The sequence below is a fragment of the Pseudomonas sp. 273 genome, from assembly GCF_029201425.1.
Taxonomy (GTDB): Bacteria; Pseudomonadota; Gammaproteobacteria; order Pseudomonadales; family Pseudomonadaceae; genus Pseudomonas; species Pseudomonas delhiensis.
Window position 1 is genome coordinate 7,387,745 of the sequence record NZ_CP116775.1, and the last position, 16,647, is coordinate 7,404,391.

The window sequence follows — 16,647 nt, forward strand, 5'->3', positions numbered from 1 at the left end:
CGCCTGGCGCTCCGACAGGGTTGTCGGAGCGCGGTCGTCGATCAGTAATCCGTTTCCGGCAAGCTGGTGAGAATGTGCCGATAACTGGCCATGCGCTGCGGGCTGATGCGGCCGTCCTCCAGCGCCTGGAGCAGCGCGCAGCCCGGCTCGCGGTCGTGCTTGCAGTCGCGGAAGCGGCAATGCCCGAGCAGGTCGCGGAACTCGATGAAGCCGGCCTCGACGTCGTCGCGGGTGACGTGGCCCAGGCCGAACTCGCGGATGCCGGGGGAGTCGATCAGGTCGCCGCCGGCGGGGAAGTGGAACAGCCGCGCCGTGGTGGTGGTGTGGGTGCCCTTGCCGGTCACCTCGGAAAGATCGCCGACGCGGGTGTCCACCCCGGCAGCAGGGCGTTGACCAGCGACGACTTGCCCACCCCGGACTGGCCGACGAACACGCTGACGTGGTCGTTCAGCGCCGCGCGCAGGGCGTCCATGGCCAGGCCGTTGAAGGCCGAGACCTCCAGCAGCGGGTAGCCCAGGTCGCGGTAGGTGCCCAGCAGGGCATCGATCTGCTCGGCGTTCTGCTCGTCGATCAGGTCGGCCTTGTTCAGCAGCAGCAGCGGCTGGATGCCGGCGTGCTCGGCGGCGATCAGGTAGCGGTCGATCAGGTTGGCGTGGGGCTCGGGCCGCGGGGCGAAGACGATGACGATGCGGTCGACGTTGGCCGCCACCGGCTTGAGCAGGCCGCGCATGTCCGGGCGGCATAGCTCGGAGGTGCGCGGCAGCTGCGCGACTATTACGCCGATGCCCTGGTTGCCCGGGCGCCAGACCACGCGGTCGCCGGTCACCAGCGGCGGCAGGTTGGCGCGCAGGTGGCAGCGCAGCACCTCGCCGGCGTGCTCGCCTTCCAGCGCCTCGACTTCCACCTGGACGCCGAAGTGGGCGATCACCAGGCCGTTCTGCTCCGGCCCCAGGTCGCCGCCCTCCAGTTCCTCCAGGGCGCGTGACTCACGCTTGGCGGCACGCGCGGCGCGCTCTTCCTGGATCTTTTCGATGCGCCAGCTCTGCCGGCGGGTGAGATGACGCTTGGCCATAGGCAACCCGAGTGAAAAATCGCCGGCGAGTTTAGCATGCCCCGGCGCGCTTCCCGCTAAACTAGGGGGCTTGAGCCGAGGAGCGCAGCATGCAGAACCCACAGAACCTGATCTGGATCGACCTGGAGATGACCGGCCTGGACCCGGACCGGGACCTGATCATCGAAATGGCCACCATCGTCACCGACAGCGAGCTGAACATTCTCGCGGAAGGCCCGGTGATCGCCGTGCACCAGAGCGAGGAGGCCCTCGCCGGCATGGACGAGTGGAACACCCGCCAGCACGGCCAGTCCGGCCTGACCCAGCGCGTGCGCGAAAGCACCATCGACGCCGCCCAGGCCGAGGCCATGACCCTGGCCTTCCTGGAGAAGTGGGTGCCCAAGCGCGCCTCGCCGATCTGCGGCAACAGCATCTGCCAGGACCGCCGCTTCCTCTATAGGCACATGCCGAAGCTGGAAGCCTACTTCCACTACCGCAACCTCGACGTCTCCACCCTCAAGGAACTGGCCGCCCGCTGGGCCCCGCAGGTGCGCGACGGCTTCAAGAAGGGCAATACCCACCTGGCGCTGGACGATATCCGTGAGTCCATCGCCGAGCTGCGCTATTACCGCGAGACCTTCATCAAGGTCTGAACCCTCGCTTTTCGTAGGAGCGAGCTTGCTCGCGAACGGGGTTTCCAGGCGGCTTATGGTGTTTCGGTTCGGCTCCGCTCCCTCTCCCTAACCCTCTCCCTGAAGGGAGAGGGGACCGTTGGGCAGGGTTTGATGTTCTGGAGTCAGCCGGCAGCTCCGATGGTTTCCAACTGAAACCATTCCTTCTCTCGGCACGGACAAACCCCCTCTCCCTTCAGGGAGAGGGCTGGGGAGAGGGTGCTCTTCAGGGCTCGCTCCGGCCCTGCCAGCGGAACACTTTCGCGAGCAAGCTCGCTCCTACAGTCCCACCCCATGCCGCCGCAGCGCCCATTCCACATGCTCGCGCACCAGCTCCGACGGAAACTCCCGCCGCGCCTTCAGCGCCTCGACCACCGGGATGCTGGTCGGCGCGTTGCCCAGGCCCACCGCCAGGTTGCGGAGCCAGCGCTCGTAGCCGGCGCGGCGTAGCGGCGAGCCCTCGGTGCGGCTGAGGAATTCCTCCTCGCTCCACAGGAACAGCTCTGCCAACTCTGCATTGTCCAGGCCGTGGCGGGGCTGGAAGTCGCCCTGTTCGCTGGGCCGGGCGAAGCGGTTCCAGGGGCAGACGATCTGGCAGTCGTCGCAGCCGAACACCCGGTTGCCCATGGGCGCGCGCAGTTCCTCGGGGATCGGGCCCTTCAGCTCGATGGTCAGGTAGGAGATGCAGCGCCGTGCGTCCAGCACGTAGGGGCCGACGAAGGCGTTGGTCGGGCAGATGTCCAGGCAGGCGCTGCAGCGCCCACAGTGCTCGCTGCCGTGGGGTTCGTCCAGGGGCAGCGGCAGGTCGGTGAACAGCTCGCCGAGGAAGAAGTAGCTGCCGGCCTTGCGGTTGAGCAGCAGGGTGTTCTTGCCGATCCAGCCGAGCCCGGCCTGTTCGCCGATGGCCTTTTCCAGCACCGGCGCGCTGTCGACGAAGGCGCGGTAGCCGAACGGCCCGACTTCCGCCTGGATGCGCTCGGCCAGCTGCTGCAGGCGCTTGCGCACCAGCTTGTGGTAGTCGCGGCCCAGGGCGTAGCGCGACACGTAGGCCTTTTCCGGCTCGGCCAGGCGCTGCGCCATGCGCGTGTCGCCGGGCAGGTAGTCCATGCGCAGCGAGACCACCCGCAGGGTGCCGGGCACCAGCTCGTCCGGGCGCCAGCGCTTGCTGCCGTGGGCGCCCATGTAGTCCATCTCGCCCTGGTAGCCGGCGGCCAGCCAGCGTTGCAGGTGCTCGCCGTGGCTTTCCAGGTCCAGCCCGCCGATGCCCACCTGCTGGAAGCCCAGTTCGCGGCCCCAGGCCTTGATGCGCTCGGCGATGGTGCTGTAGTCGGAAGTGGAATCGTGCATGGGAGGGCGGGAAAGCGGGACCGGGGTAGGTATAATTCTGCCAGACCGCGCCGACCGGCGCCCGATTCCCCGCGGAAACCCGATGAATTCGCATCCTTACGACAGCCTGCCGACCGCGCTGTACAGCGCCCGGCAGGTGCGCGACCTCGACGCGCGCCTGATCGCCGCCGGCACCCCCGGCTTCGAACTCATGCAGCGTGCCGCCCACGCGGCCTGGCGCGCCCTGCGCCGGCGCTGGCCGGACGCCGGGCGCCTGACGGTGCTGGCCGGGCACGGCAACAACGCCGGCGACGGCTACCTGGTCGCCGCCCTGGCCCGGCGCGCCGGCTGGAACGTGCGCGTGCTGGCGGTGGGCGATACCGCGCGGCTGGCCGGCGACGCCGCCTCGGCCCATGCCGAGGCCCTGGCCGCCGGCGTGACCATCCTGCCCTGGCACGAACACGCCGAACTGCATGGTGTGCTGGTGGATGCGCTGCTCGGCACCGGTCTTGGCGGCACGGTGCGTGATCCATACGCGACGGCCATCGCACGCATCAACGCCAGCGGCCTGCCGGTGCTGGCCATCGACATCCCCTCCGGCCTCAGCGCCGACACCGGCCAGGTGCTGGGCTGCGCGGTGCGCGCCGACCTGACGGTGACCTTCATCGGCCTCAAGTTCGGCCTGTTCACCGCCGAAGGCCCGGACCAGTGCGGCGAGCTGGCCTTCGACAGCCTGGACGCCGACCCCGCGCAACTGCCCGGGGACGCCCAGGCCACGCGCCTGGCGCCGACCAGCCTGGCGCACCTGGCGCCGCGGCCGAAGGCGGCGCACAAGGGGCTGTTCGGCCACCTGCTGCTGATCGGCGGCGACCACGGCATGGGCGGCGCCAGCCTGCTGGCCGGCGAGGCGGCCCTGCGCAGCGGCGCCGGGCTGGTCTCCGTCGCCACCCGCGCCGCCCACGTGCCAGCGGCGCTGGCGCGTTGCCCGGAGCTGATGACCCGCGGCGTGTCCTCCTCCGCCGAGGTGCTGCGCGCCGCCGAGCGCGCCAGCGTGCTGGTGGTCGGCCCCGGCATCGGCCGCAACGCCTGGGGCCGCTGCCTGGCCAGCGCCGCGGCCAGCCTGGCGCTGCCCCAGGTGTGGGACGCCGATGCCCTCAACCTGCTGGCGGAGGGCCAGGTGCAGCGCCCGTCGGGCAGCCTGGTGATCACCCCGCATCCCGCCGAGGCGGCGCGCCTGCTGGGCCGCTCCACCGCCGAGGTGCAGGCCGACCGGGCCGCCGCCGCGCGCGAGCTGGCCAGCCGCTACCAGGCGGTGGCCGTGCTCAAGGGCGTCGGCAGCCTGGTCGCCGCCCCGGATGGGCGCCTGGCGCTGTGTTCCCATGGTCACCCGGCCATGGCCACCGCCGGCCTGGGCGACGTGTTGTCCGGCGTGGTCGGCGCGTTGCTGGCGCAGAAACTCGAGCCCTTCGACGCCGCCTGCCTGGCCGTCTGGCTGCATGCCCGCGCCGGCGAGGTGCTCGGCGCGCAGGGGCGGGGTCTCGCCGCCAGCGACCTGATCCCTGCCGTTCGTCAGTTGCTCGAGGAGTTCGCCCCATGCCTGAACTGAAGCTGTTCGCCGACGGCGAGGAGGCCATGTACGCACTGGGGGCGCGGATCGCCCAGGCTACCGGCGGGCACGGGGTGATCTACCTGCACGGCGACCTCGGCGCCGGCAAGACCACGCTCTCGCGCGGCATTCTGCGCGGCCTGGGCCATGCCGGGGCGGTGAAGAGCCCGACCTTCACCCTGGTCGAGCCCTACGAGTTGGGCGAGGTGCGCGCCTTCCATTTCGATCTGTACCGCCTGGCCGACCCCGAGGAGCTGGAATATCTGGGCATCCGCGACTACTTCGAAGGCGACGCCCTGTGCCTGATCGAGTGGGCCGAAAGAGGCACGGGCATTTTGCCAAAGGCCGACCTGGACATTACCATTACTCCGCAAGCGGGCGGCCGCATGCTGCGCCTGGAACCGCACGGAGTGCGGGGCGAAGCCTGGTGCGCCGTCCTGGCTACGGGAGCATGAGAAAAAACATGGGTTGGGGGTTGCGCCTTCGGGCGCTGTTGGCCGGGTTGTTCATCCTGCTGGCGCTGGGCGCCGGCGAGGTTCTTGCCGCCGCGCAAATCACGCAGATCAAGAGCGTGCGCCTGTGGCGCGCACCGGACAACACCCGCCTGGTGTTCGACCTGTCCGGCCCGGTGCAGCACAGCCTGTTCACCCTCAGCGCGCCCAACCGCATCGTCATCGACCTGAGCGGCGCGCAGATGAGCACCGCGCTGAACCAGCTCAAGCTGAAGAACACCCCCATCACCTCGGTGCGCTCGGCGCAACGCTCGCCCACCGACCTGCGCCTGGTGCTGGACCTGTCCGCCCAGGTGACGCCCAAGAGCTTCGTCCTGCCGCCCAACCAGCAGTACGGCAACCGCCTGGTGGTGGACCTGTACGACCAGGGCGCGGACATCACCCCCGACGTGCCCGCCACGCCCACGCCGAACCAGCCGGCCACCCCGGTGACGCCGACGCAGCCGGTGGCCAAGGCGCCGGTGCCGGCCGGCGGCAAGCGCGACATCATCATCGCCATCGACGCCGGCCACGGCGGCGAGGACCCGGGCGCCTCCGGCCCCAGCGGCCTGCACGAGAAGAACATCACCCTGTCCATCGCCCGCGAGCTGCAACGGCAGATCAACCAGATGAAGGGCTTCCGCGCCGAGCTGACGCGCACCGGCGACTATTTCATCCCGCTGCGCGGGCGCACCGCCATCGCGCGCAAGAAGGGCGCCGACCTGTTCGTCTCCATCCACGCCGACGCCGCGCCCAGCCGCAGCGCCTTCGGCGCCTCGGTGTTCGCCCTCTCCGACCGCGGCGCCACCTCCGAGACCGCGCGCTGGCTGGCCGACAGCGAGAACCGTTCCGACCTGATCGGCGGCGACGGCAGCGTCAGCCTGGACGACAAGGACCACATGCTCGCCGGCGTGCTGCTCGACCTGTCGATGACCGCCACCATGTCCTCCAGCCTGGACGTCGGCCACAAGGTGCTGACCAGCGTCGGCCGCGTCACCTCGCTGCACAAGAACCGCGTGGAGCAGGCCGGCTTCATGGTGCTGAAGTCGCCGGACATCCCGTCGATCCTGGTGGAGACCGGCTTCATCTCCAACCCCGGCGAGTCGCAGAAGCTCAACAGCGCCTCGCACCAGCAGGCCCTGGCGCGCTCGATCGCCGCGGGCGTGCGCCAGTACTTCGTGCAGACGCCGCCGCCGGGTACCTACATCGCCTCGCTGCGCGACGGCGGCCAGCTTTCCAGCGGGCCGCGCCAGCACGTGGTGCGCGCCGGCGAGAGCCTGTCGATGATCGCCGCGCGCTACGACGTGAGCATGGCCACCCTGCGCAGCACCAACAACCTGAAGAGCGACAGCGTGCGGATCGGCCAGGTGCTGAACATCCCGGCCACCGCCCTGGCGGCCCAGCAATGAACGCGTTGCACCGCATCCAGCTGCTGAGCCCGCGGCTGGCCAACCAGATCGCCGCCGGCGAGGTGGTCGAGCGCCCGGCCTCGGTGATCAAGGAGCTGCTGGAGAACTGCCTGGACGCCGGTGCCAGGCGCATCGACGTCGAGGTGGAGCAGGGCGGCATCAAGCTGCTGCGGGTGCGCGACGACGGCGGCGGCATCCCCGCCGACGACCTGCCGCTGGCCCTGGCGCGCCACGCCACCAGCAAGATCCGCGAGCTGGAAGACCTGGAAAGCGTCATGAGCCTGGGCTTCCGCGGCGAGGCCCTGGCCTCCATCAGTTCGGTCTCGCGGCTGACCATGACCTCGCGCACCGCCGACGCCGAGCAGGCCTGGCAGGTGGAGACCGAGGGCCGCGACATGCAGCCGCGGGTGCAGCCGGCGGCGCATCCGGTGGGCACCAGCGTCGAGGTTCGCGACCTGTTCTTCAACACCCCGGCGCGGCGCAAGTTCCTGCGTGCCGAGAAGACCGAGTTCGACCACCTGCAGGAAGTCATCAAGCGCCTGGCCCTGGCCCGCTTCGACGTGGCCTTCCACCTGCGCCACAACGGCAAGACCATCTTCAGCCTGCACGAGGCCGGCGACGAAGTGGCCCGCGCGCGTCGCGTCGGCGCCGTGTGCGGCCCGGCCTTCCTCGAGCAGGCGCTGCCCATCGAGATCGAGCGCAACGGCCTGCACCTGTGGGGCTGGGTCGGCCTGCCGACCTTCTCCCGCAGCCAGCCGGACCTGCAGTACTTCTACGTCAACGGCCGCATGGTGCGCGACAAGCTGGTCGCCCACGCGGTGCGCCAGGCCTACCGCGACGTGCTCTACAACGGCCGCCACCCGACCTTCGTGCTGTTCCTGGAGGTCGACCCGGCGACGGTGGACGTCAACGTGCACCCGACCAAGCACGAGGTGCGCTTCCGCGACAGCCGCATGGTCCACGACTTCCTCTACGGCACCCTGCACCGGGCGCTCGCCGAGGTGCGTCCGGACGACCAGCTGGCGCCGCCGGGGGCCACCACCCTGACCGTGCCGCGCCCCACCGGGCAGGCCGCCGGGGAATTCGGCCCGCAGGGCGAGATGAGCCTGTCCGACAAGGTCCTGGAGGCGCCGGCCGCGGCGCGTACCTGGAGCGGCTCCGGAGGCTCCTCCGGCGGCGGTGGCGGCTATTCGTACCAGCCGCCGCGCCAGGACCTGCCGCCCGCCGCCGAGGCCCAGGGCGCCTACCGCGCCTATTTCGCGCCGCTGCCGGAGCAGTCCGCGCCCCAGCCGCTGCCCGAGAGCGCCCAGGACGTCCCGCCGCTGGGCTATGCCCTGGCCCAGCTCAAGGGCATCTACATCCTCGCCGAGAACGCCCACGGCCTGGTGCTGGTGGACATGCATGCGGCACATGAGCGCATCACCTACGAGCGCCTGAAAATCGCCATGGACAGCGAGGGCCTGCGCGGCCAGCCGCTATTGGTGCCCGAGTCCCTCGCGGTGAGCGAGCGCGAGGCCGACTGCGCCGAGGAGCACTCGGCCTGGTTCAGCCGGCTCGGCTTCGAGCTGCAGCGCCTGGGCCCGGAAACCCTGGCGATCCGCCAGGTCCCGGCGCTGCTCAAGCAGGCCGAGGCGACCCAGCTGGTGCGCGACGTGCTCGCCGACCTGCTGGAATACGGCACCAGCGACCGCATCCAGGCGCACCTCAACGAGCTGCTCGGGACCATGGCCTGCCACGGCGCGGTGCGCGCCAACCGGCGCCTGACGCTGCCGGAGATGAACGCCCTGCTGCGCGACATGGAAATCACCGAGCGCAGCGGCCAGTGCAACCACGGCCGGCCTACCTGGACGCAGCTGGGCCTGGACGAGCTGGACAAACTCTTCCTGCGCGGGCGTTGAAATAAAGCCAGCCGCAAGCCAAGTGCAGTAAACTGCGCGCCAATCGATTCAGCGCGCGGTTGGCGCGCGCCCGTTGCGCCGAAGAGTTGCCGATGTCCTCCCTGCCTCCCGCCATCTTCCTCATGGGCCCGACCGCCGCCGGCAAGACCGACCTGGCGCTGGAACTGGCGCGGCTGCTGCCCTGCGAGCTGGTCAGCGTGGATTCGGCGCTGGTCTACCGGGGCATGGACATCGGCACCGCCAAGCCGTCCAGGGAGATACTCGAACAGTTCCCGCACCGCCTGATCGACATCCGCGACCCGGCCGAAAGCTATTCGGCGGCGGAATTCCGCGCCGACGCGCTGGCGGCCATGGCCGAGATCACCGCGGCGGGACGCATTCCCCTGCTGGTCGGCGGCACCATGCTGTATTTCAAGACATTGCTGGAAGGCCTGGCGGACATGCCCGGCGCCGATCCGGCGGTGCGCGCCGAACTCGAGGCCTGGGCCGCGGCCGAAGGCTGGGCGGCCCTGCATGCGGAGCTGCAGCGGGTCGATCCGGAGTCGGCGGCACGCATCCACCCCAACGACCCGCAACGCCTGGTCAGGGCGCTGGAAGTGCAACGCGTCAGCGGCTTGTCGATGAGCGACCACCGTCGTCGCCAGGCGGCTGAAAATGCCGGTGCCAGCGCGCCAGGCGGGGCGCAATTGCCGTATACTGTGGCGCAACTGGCGATTGCACCTCAGCAGCGCCAGGTACTGCACGCGCGAATCGCGCAACGTTTTCGTCAGATGCTGGAACAGGGCTTCATCGCCGAGGTCGAAGCACTTCGCGCGAGAGACGACTTGCACGCCGGGCTGCCATCCATTCGTGCCGTGGGCTACCGACAGGTATGGGAATACCTCGAGGGCAAACTGTCCTACGCTGAGATGGAGGAGCGCGGCGTGATTGCCACCCGGCAACTAGCCAAGCGCCAGTTCACCTGGCTGCGCAGCTGGGGCCATCTACACTGGTTGGACAGTCTGGCAGGCGACAATCTGCCGCGTGCCTTGAAATATCTTGAGGCGGTCTCCATATAGGTTCGAGACCATAATTCAGCCGTCTATCCTTGGGGTTACCGACGGCAAGAAGCCATTCGACTACTACTAAATCTATTGATTCCCTAAAGGAGTGCGGCATATGTCAAAAGGGCATTCGCTACAAGACCCTTACCTGAACACCCTGCGTAAAGAACGCGTACCGGTCTCCATCTATCTGGTGAACGGCATCAAACTGCAAGGTCAGATCGAATCCTTCGACCAGTTCGTGATTCTGCTGAAGAACACTGTCAGCCAGATGGTCTACAAGCACGCCATTTCCACCGTCGTGCCCAGCCGTCCGGTGCGTCTGCCCAGCGGCGATCAACCGGTCGAGCCGGGCAACGCTTGAGGGTAGCCCGCCTTGTTCTTTGAGCGCCCGGGTGGTGGGGAACGGGCCATCCTGGTGCATCTGGAAGGTCAGGACCCCGAGGCGCGCGAAGACCCGCAGGAATTCCAGGAGCTGGCCCGTTCGGCGGGTGCGGAGTCGGTGGCGTTCGTCAACGTTTCGCGCCATCAGCCGTCGGCCAAGTTCCTGATCGGCAGTGGCAAGGTCGATGAGCTGCGCGACCTGGTGCAAGCCCAGGAAGTCGAGCTGATCATCTTCAACCACACCCTGACGCCCAGCCAGGAACGCAACCTCGAACGCGTCCTCGAATGCCGGGTGCTCGACCGTACCGGTCTGATTCTCGACATCTTCGCCCAGCGCGCCCGCACCCACGAGGGCAAGCTGCAGGTGGAACTGGCCCAGCTCGAGCACATGAGCACGCGCCTGGTGCGCGGCTGGACCCACCTGGAAAGGCAGAAGGGCGGTATCGGCCTGCGCGGCCCGGGTGAAACCCAGCTGGAAACCGACCGCCGCCTGCTGCGCGCACGCATCCGCCAGATCAAGCAGCGCCTGGAGAAGGTCCGCAGCCAGCGCGAACAGGCCCGCCGTGGCCGGCGCCGGGCGGAAATCCCCTCGGTTTCGCTGGTCGGCTACACCAACGCCGGCAAGTCCACGCTGTTCAATGCCCTGACCACGTCCGAGGTCTACGCGGCCAACCAGCTGTTCGCCACCCTCGACCCGACCCTGCGCCGGCTCGAGCTGGAGGACGTCGGCCCGGTCGTGCTGGCCGACACCGTGGGCTTCATCCGTCACCTGCCGCACAAGCTGGTCGAGGCCTTCCGCGCTACGCTGGAAGAGTCGAGCAACGCCGACCTGCTGCTGCACGTGATCGACGCCCACGAGCCGGAGCGCGACGCGCAGGTGGAGCAGGTGCACGCGGTGCTGACCGAGATCGGCGCCAACGAGCTGCCGATGCTCGAGGTGTACAACAAGATCGACCTGCTGCCGGGAATGGACGCGCGAATCCAGCGCGACGAGACCGGCAAGCCGGTGCGGGTCTGGCTCTCCGCCCGTGACGGGCGCGGGCTGGAACTGCTGGAAAAGGCGGTGGCCGAGCTGTTGGGCGACGACCTGTTCGTCGGTACGCTCTGCCTGCCGCAGCGCCTGGGGCGCCTGCGCGCACAGTTCTTCGAGCTGGGTGCGGTGCAGTCCGAGGACCATGACGAGCAGGGACGCGCCGTTTTGCAGGTTCGCCTGCCGCGTGTCGAGTTGAACCGCCTGGTCAGTCGCGAGGGATGGCAGCCGGCGGAGTTCATTGCGCAACACACTTTGCAATAAAGCCCGGGACGGTGCTTTTGGCACCGAGGCGGGCATTCGGTAGCATGGGTGGTCGCGCCGCAGGCGCGTTTCGCGTTACTAGATGGAGAGCGCTATGGCTTGGAACGAGCCGGGTGACAACTCGAACAAGAATGATCAGGACCCCTGGGGTGGGCGCCGTGGTGGCGGCCGCCAGGGCCCTCCGGATCTCGATGAGGCCTTCCGCAAGCTGCAGGACAGCCTCAATCGCATCTTCGGCGGCAAGAAACCGCGCGGCGGCAGCCCCGTCGGCGGCAAGGGCGGTGGCCTGGGCCTGTTCGGCATCGGCCTGGCCGTGCTCGCCGTGCTCTGGCTGTACAACGCCATCTACGTGGTGGACGAGCAGGAGCAGGCGGTCATCCTGCGCATGGGCAAGTACTACGACACCGTGGGCCCGGGCCTGAACTTCTACTTCCCGCCGATCGACCGCCGGTTCCAGGAGAACGTCACCCGCGAGCGTGCCTACAGCAAGCAGGGGCAGATGCTCACCGAGGACGAGAACATCGTCGAGGTTCCGCTGACCGTGCAGTACAAGATCAGCAACCTGAAGGACTTCGTGCTCAACGTCGACCAGCCCGAGGTCAGCCTGCAGCACGCCACCGAGAGCGCCCTGCGCCACGTGGCCGGTTCCACCACCATGGACCAGATCCTCACCGAGGGCCGCGAACAGATGGCCACCGATGTGCGCGATCGCCTGCAGCGCTTCCTGGACACCTACAAGACCGGTATCACCGTCACCCAGGTGAACATCCAGAGCGCCGCCGCCCCGCGCGAGGTGCAGGAAGCCTTCGACGACGTGATCCGCGCCCGTGAAGACGAACAGCGCGAGAAGAACCAGGCCGAGGCCTACGCCAACGGCGTGGTGCCCGAAGCCCGTGGCCAGGCCCAGCGCATCATCGAGGAAGCCAACGGCTACCGCGACGAGGTGGTGTCCCGCGCCGAGGGTGAGGCGGATCGCTTCAGCAAGCTGGTCGCCGAGTACCGCAAGGCGCCCGAGGTGACCCGCGAGCGCCTGTACCTGGACTCCATGCAGGACGTGCTGTCGCAGAGCAGCAAGGTGCTGGTCACCGGGCAGCAGGGGCAGAACAACCTGATCTACCTGCCGCTGGACAAGATGATCGACGGCCGTGGCTCGGCGACCCCGGGCAGTGGCGCGACGGGCACGACGAGCAGCACGCCGGACATCGGCTCGCGGGTCGCCAGCGACCTGCAGCAACGTGACCTGCGCACCAGGGAGAGCCGCTGATGAGTAACAAGTCCCTGATCGCCCTGATCGCCGCCGTGGTGGCTGCCGTGGCGCTGTGGAGCAGCATCTACGTGGTGCAGCAGACCGAGCGTGCGGTGCTGTTGCGCTTTGGTCGCGTGGTCGAGCCGGACGTGCAGCCCGGCCTGCACTTCAAGATTCCGTACGTCAACCAGGTGCGCAAGTTCGACGGCCGCCTGCTGACCCTGGACTCGCCGACCCAGCGCTTCCTCACCCTGGAGAAGAAGGCGGTGATGGTCGACGCCTACGCCAAGTGGCGCGTCTCCGATGCCGAGCGCTTCTACACCGCGACCTCGGGCCTCAAGCAGATCGCCGACGAGCGCCTGTCGCGGCGCCTGGAAGCCGGCCTGCGCGACCAGTTCGGCAAGCGCACCCTGCACGAAGTGGTGTCCGGCGAGCGTGACGCCCTGATGGGCGACATCACCGCGTCGCTCAACCGCATGGCGCAGAAGGAACTGGGCATCGAGGTCATCGACGTGCGCGTCAAGGCCATCGACCTGCCGAAGGAAGTCAACCGCAGCGTGTTCGAGCGCATGAGCACCGAGCGCGAGCGCGAGGCCCGCGAGCACCGCGCCAAGGGCCGCGAGCTGGCCGAGGGCATCCGCGCCGACGCCGACCGCCAGCGCCGCGTGCTGCTGGCCGAGGCCTATCGGCAGTCCGAGGAAACCCGCGGCGAGGGCGACGCCAAGGCGGCGGCGATCTACGCCAAGGCCTACAGCCAGGACCCGGAGTTCTACGCCTTCACCCGTAGCCTCAAGGCCTATCGCGACAGCTTCGCCGACAAGAAGGACGTCCTGGTGCTGAGCCCGGAAAACGAGTTCTTCCGTTACCTGGAGAAGTCCAAGCCCTGAGTGGGGTTCTCCGGCGGGCGGCAGCGCCCGCCGGAGAAAACGTGTTATCATGGGTCAGCCGGGAAATCCCGGCTTTTTTGCGTCCGCGAGATCTGTGTACAAGGGCCATGTGGCAGGAATTCGGCAAAGCGTTCTGTCTGTTGCTGGTGCTGGAGGGCATCCTCCCTTTCCTGTATCCGCGTGGCTGGCGTGAGGCCGTCAGCGGGCTCGGTCGCCTCGACGACCGGCGCCTGCGGCTCATCGGGCTGGGCAGCATGCTGCTCGGCACCGGCCTTCTTTACTGGATTCACTAGATGAATTGCCGCCCGGCTGAAAGGGGAGAGGCGACATGGCAACGGTAGACCGCTGGCTGCTGCCAGATGGGATCGAAGAAGTGCTGCCACCTGAGGCGGCGCGCGTCGAAGCAGCCCGGCGTCAGGTGCTGGATCTGTTCCAGCGCTGGGGTTACGAGTTCGTCGTCACCCCGCACATCGAATACCTGGAGTCCCTGCTGACCGGTGCCGGCCAGGACCTGGACCTGCGCACCTTCAAGGTCACCGACCCGGCCTCGGGCCGGCTCATGGGCTTCCGTGCGGACATCACGCCGCAAGTGGCGCGCATGGACGCCCACAGCCTGCGCCGCGAAGGTCCGAACCGCCTGTGCTACGCTGGCAGCGTGCTGCATGCCCGCCCGCGTGCCCTGGCCACCTCGCGCAGCCCGATCCAGTTGGGCGCCGAGCTTTACGGCGACGCCAGCCCGGCGAGCGACGTCGAAGTCATCAGCCTGATGCTCGACATGCTGGCCATGGCCGAGGTGCCGGACGTGCACATGGACCTCGGCCACGTCGGCATCTACCGTGGCCTGGCCCGTGCCGCCGGCCTTTCCGGCGAGGCCGAGCAGGCCCTGTTCGACGCCCTGCAGCGCAAGGCGGTGGATGAAGTCGCCGCGCTCACCGACAGCCTGCCGGCCGAACTCGCCGGCATGCTCCGCGCCCTGGCCGAGCTGTGCGGCAGCCGCGAGGTGCTGGAGCAGGCCGCCGCAGTGCTGGCCGGCGCGCCGGCGGTGGTCAAGGCCGCCCTGGCCGACCTGGTCGCCATCGCCGACGCCCTGGCGCAACGCTTCCCGCAGCTGCCGCTGTACTTCGACCTCGGCGAGCTGCGCGGCTACCACTATCACACGGGGGTGGTGTTCGCCGCCTTCGTGCCCGGCGTCGGCGAGTCCATCGCCCAGGGTGGTCGCTACGACCACATCGGCGCCGACTTCGGCCGTGCGCGGCCGGCCACCGGCTTCTCCACCGACCTGAAGACCCTGGTGACCCTGGGCCAGGCTCAGTTGGACGCGCCGGTGCAAGGCATCTGGGCGCCGGCCGAAGGGGCCGGCCTCTGGCAGGCGGTGCAGCAGCTGCGCCGCGACGGACGGCGCGTGGTTCAGGCGCTGCCCGGGCAGGATGCGGCTTCGGCGCGCGAGGCGGGTTGCGATGCGCAACTGCAGCTGCGCGAAGGCAATTGGCAGGTGGTGCCCTTCTGACCCGTGATCGACGGGCACCGCGAGTTTCCGCCGGCCGAGGCCGGCACCGAATATCCACGATGGGGACAAGTGTTATGGGTAAGAATGTCGTAGTCCTGGGCACCCAGTGGGGTGATGAGGGCAAAGGCAAGATCGTCGACTTGCTCACCGACCAGGCTGCTGCCGTGGTTCGTTACCAGGGCGGCCACAACGCCGGCCACACCCTGGTGATCGACGGCGAGAAGACCGTGCTGCACCTGATTCCGTCGGGCATCCTGCGCGAAGGCGTGCAGTGCCTGATCGGCAACGGCGTGGTGCTGGCGCCCGATGCGCTGCTGCGCGAGATCGTCAAGCTGGAAGAGAAGGGCGTACCGGTGCGCGAGCGCCTGCGCATCAGCCCGTCCTGCCCGCTGATCCTGTCCTTCCACGTGGCCCTCGACCAGGCGCGCGAGAAGGCCCGCGGCGACGCCAAGATCGGCACCACCGGCCGCGGCATCGGCCCGGCCTACGAAGACAAGGTCGCCCGTCGCGGCCTGCGCGTGGCCGACCTGTTCCACCGCGAGCGCTTCGCCGCCAAGCTGGGCGAGCTGCTGGACTACCACAACTTCGTCCTGCAGAACTATTACAAGGAGCCGGCGGTCGACTTCCAGAAGACCCTGGACGAGTGCATGGCCTACGCCGAGCAGCTCAAGCCGCTGCTGGCCGATGTCACCTCGACCCTGCACGACCTGCGCCGCGCCGACCAGAACATCATGTTCGAAGGCGCCCAGGGCTCGCTGCTGGACATCGACCACGGCACCTACCCGTTCGTCACCAGCTCCAACACCACCGCCGGCGGCACCGCCACCGGCTCCGGTTTCGGCCCGCTGTACCTGGACTACATCCTGGGCATCACCAAGGCCTACACCACCCGCGTGGGTTCGGGCCCGTTCCCGACCGAGCTGTTCGACGACGTCGGCGCGCACCTGGCCAAGGTCGGCCACGAGTTCGGCGCCACCACCGGCCGTGCCCGCCGTTGCGGCTGGTTCGACGCCGTGATCCTGCGTCGCGCCATCGAGATCAACAGCCTGTCCGGCCTGTGCCTGACCAAGCTGGACGTGCTCGACGGCCTGGAAACCGTGCGTATCTGCACCGGCTACAAGAACGCCGCCGGCGAACTGCTGGTCGATGCGCCGACCGACGCCGACAGCTACATCGGCCTGCAGCCGGTGTACGAGGAGCTGCCGGGCTGGAGCGAATCCACCGTCGGCGCCAAGACCCTGGAAGCCCTGCCGGCCAATGCTCGCGCCTACATCGCGCGCATCGAGGAGCTGGTCGGTGCGCCCATCGACATCATCTCCACCGGCCCGGACCGCAACGAGACCATCGTCCTGCGCCATCCGTTCGGCTGATCCGTCGCGGCGCTAGCTGCTGCGAAGGGTGTGAAGAGCCGCTTCTCCTGATGGGGAAGCGGCTTTTTCGTTTGGGGCTGGGGCTCTTCGTAGGAGCGAGCTTGCTCGCGAACCCTGCTCGCCTGTGGCTACGGTGCCTTGGTTTGACTCTTCCCTCTCCCCAGCCCTCTCCCTGAAGGGAGAGGGGGCAGTCCGTGCCGGCTGAAATCTAAATTTCAACCGGTAGCTTTCGGCATTGCCGGCTGACTCCAAAGTATCCAAACACACCGAACGGTCCCCTCTCCCTTCAGGGAGAGGGGGCTATCGGGGCGAACGCCAAACGCTCACCAATAAACACCCTTCGCGAGCAAGCTCGCTCCTACGAAAAAGCCCCCAACCCCACTCCGCCGGTAAATGGCCACCTCGACGGCACGCCCCTTGCTGGCAAATGGCATCGGCGCATCCCGCGCCAGTATTCCGTTACC

14 protein-coding genes and 1 pseudogene are annotated in these 16,647 nt (G+C 68.7%); 13 read left to right on the forward strand and 2 right to left on the reverse strand.

Translation table 11 applies throughout. From position 1 onward, the window contains the following. Positions 1 to 41 precede the first annotated feature (41 nt). Positions 42 to 1,072: pseudogene (gene rsgA, locus PKO50_RS33660) on the reverse strand (small ribosomal subunit biogenesis GTPase RsgA). An 89-nt stretch (positions 1,073 to 1,161) separates the two neighbouring features. Between rsgA and orn the strand changes: the two are divergent. Beyond that, positions 1,162 to 1,704, forward strand: a complete 543-nt coding sequence (orn, locus tag PKO50_RS33665) for an oligoribonuclease (protein WP_275628424.1) — start codon at positions 1,162 to 1,164, stop codon at positions 1,702 to 1,704. Positions 1,705 to 2,001: 297 nt separating this feature from the next. On the opposite strand, the gene queG is transcribed toward orn, so the two are convergent. After that, complete coding sequence (gene queG, locus PKO50_RS33670) at positions 2,002 to 3,069, reverse strand: tRNA epoxyqueuosine(34) reductase QueG (protein ID WP_275628425.1); 1,068 nt, start codon at positions 3,067 to 3,069, stop codon at positions 2,002 to 2,004. A gap of 82 nt (positions 3,070 to 3,151) precedes the next feature. On the opposite strand from queG, the gene PKO50_RS33675 reads away from it, so the two are divergent. The 12 genes from PKO50_RS33675 (at position 3,152) to PKO50_RS33730 (ending at position 16,183) form a co-directional block, all read left to right on the forward strand. After that, on the forward strand, positions 3,152 to 4,654 hold the full coding sequence (locus PKO50_RS33675) for an NAD(P)H-hydrate dehydratase (protein WP_275628426.1): 1,503 nt from the start codon (positions 3,152 to 3,154) through the stop codon (positions 4,652 to 4,654). After that, positions 4,642 to 5,109, forward strand: a complete 468-nt coding sequence (gene tsaE, locus PKO50_RS33680) for a tRNA (adenosine(37)-N6)-threonylcarbamoyltransferase complex ATPase subunit type 1 TsaE (protein ID WP_109933821.1) — start codon at positions 4,642 to 4,644, stop codon at positions 5,107 to 5,109. Before PKO50_RS33675 ends, tsaE begins: the two co-directional genes overlap by 13 nt. Positions 5,110 to 5,117: 8 nt before the next feature. Beyond that, a complete protein-coding gene (gene amiB, locus PKO50_RS33685) occupies positions 5,118 to 6,554 on the forward strand; it encodes an N-acetylmuramoyl-L-alanine amidase AmiB (RefSeq protein WP_109933820.1) in 1,437 nt (478 codons plus the stop codon). Next, positions 6,551 to 8,452: a DNA mismatch repair endonuclease MutL gene (mutL, locus tag PKO50_RS33690; protein ID WP_275628427.1), complete on the forward strand. Its 1,902-nt coding sequence runs from the start codon at positions 6,551 to 6,553 to the stop codon at positions 8,450 to 8,452. Before amiB ends, mutL begins: the two co-directional genes overlap by 4 nt. A 92-nt stretch (positions 8,453 to 8,544) precedes the next feature. Further along, positions 8,545 to 9,510: a tRNA (adenosine(37)-N6)-dimethylallyltransferase MiaA gene (miaA, locus tag PKO50_RS33695; RefSeq protein ID WP_109933818.1), complete on the forward strand. Its 966-nt coding sequence runs from the start codon at positions 8,545 to 8,547 to the stop codon at positions 9,508 to 9,510. 100 nt (positions 9,511 to 9,610) lie between these two features. Next, the gene (hfq, locus tag PKO50_RS33700) at positions 9,611 to 9,859 is read left to right on the forward strand and encodes an RNA chaperone Hfq (RefSeq protein ID WP_109933817.1); all 249 of its coding nucleotides are present in this window, start codon (positions 9,611 to 9,613) and stop codon (positions 9,857 to 9,859) included. 12 nt (positions 9,860 to 9,871) lie between these two features. Further along, positions 9,872 to 11,173, forward strand: a complete 1,302-nt coding sequence (gene hflX, locus PKO50_RS33705) for a ribosome rescue GTPase HflX (RefSeq protein ID WP_275628428.1) — start codon at positions 9,872 to 9,874, stop codon at positions 11,171 to 11,173. 94 nt (positions 11,174 to 11,267) lie between these two features. Then, on the forward strand, positions 11,268 to 12,437 hold the full coding sequence (gene hflK, locus PKO50_RS33710) for an FtsH protease activity modulator HflK (RefSeq protein WP_109933815.1): 1,170 nt from the start codon (positions 11,268 to 11,270) through the stop codon (positions 12,435 to 12,437). Then, positions 12,437 to 13,306 carry a protease modulator HflC gene (hflC, locus tag PKO50_RS33715; protein WP_089389994.1) on the forward strand — a complete coding sequence of 290 codons (870 nt, stop codon included), beginning with the start codon at positions 12,437 to 12,439 and terminating at the stop codon, positions 13,304 to 13,306. The genes hflK and hflC overlap by 1 nt, the downstream gene beginning before the upstream one ends. Before the next feature lie 107 nt (positions 13,307 to 13,413). Then, a complete protein-coding gene (locus PKO50_RS33720; RefSeq protein WP_009613466.1) occupies positions 13,414 to 13,599 on the forward strand; it encodes a DUF2065 domain-containing protein in 186 nt (61 codons plus the stop codon). Positions 13,600 to 13,634: 35 nt separating this feature from the next. Next, the gene (locus PKO50_RS33725; protein WP_109933814.1) at positions 13,635 to 14,813 is read left to right on the forward strand and encodes an ATP phosphoribosyltransferase regulatory subunit; all 1,179 of its coding nucleotides are present in this window, start codon (positions 13,635 to 13,637) and stop codon (positions 14,811 to 14,813) included. A 74-nt stretch (positions 14,814 to 14,887) separates the two neighbouring features. Continuing rightward, positions 14,888 to 16,183, forward strand: a complete 1,296-nt coding sequence (locus tag PKO50_RS33730; RefSeq protein WP_109933813.1) for an adenylosuccinate synthase — start codon at positions 14,888 to 14,890, stop codon at positions 16,181 to 16,183. The last annotated feature ends 464 nt before the right edge of the window (positions 16,184 to 16,647 follow it).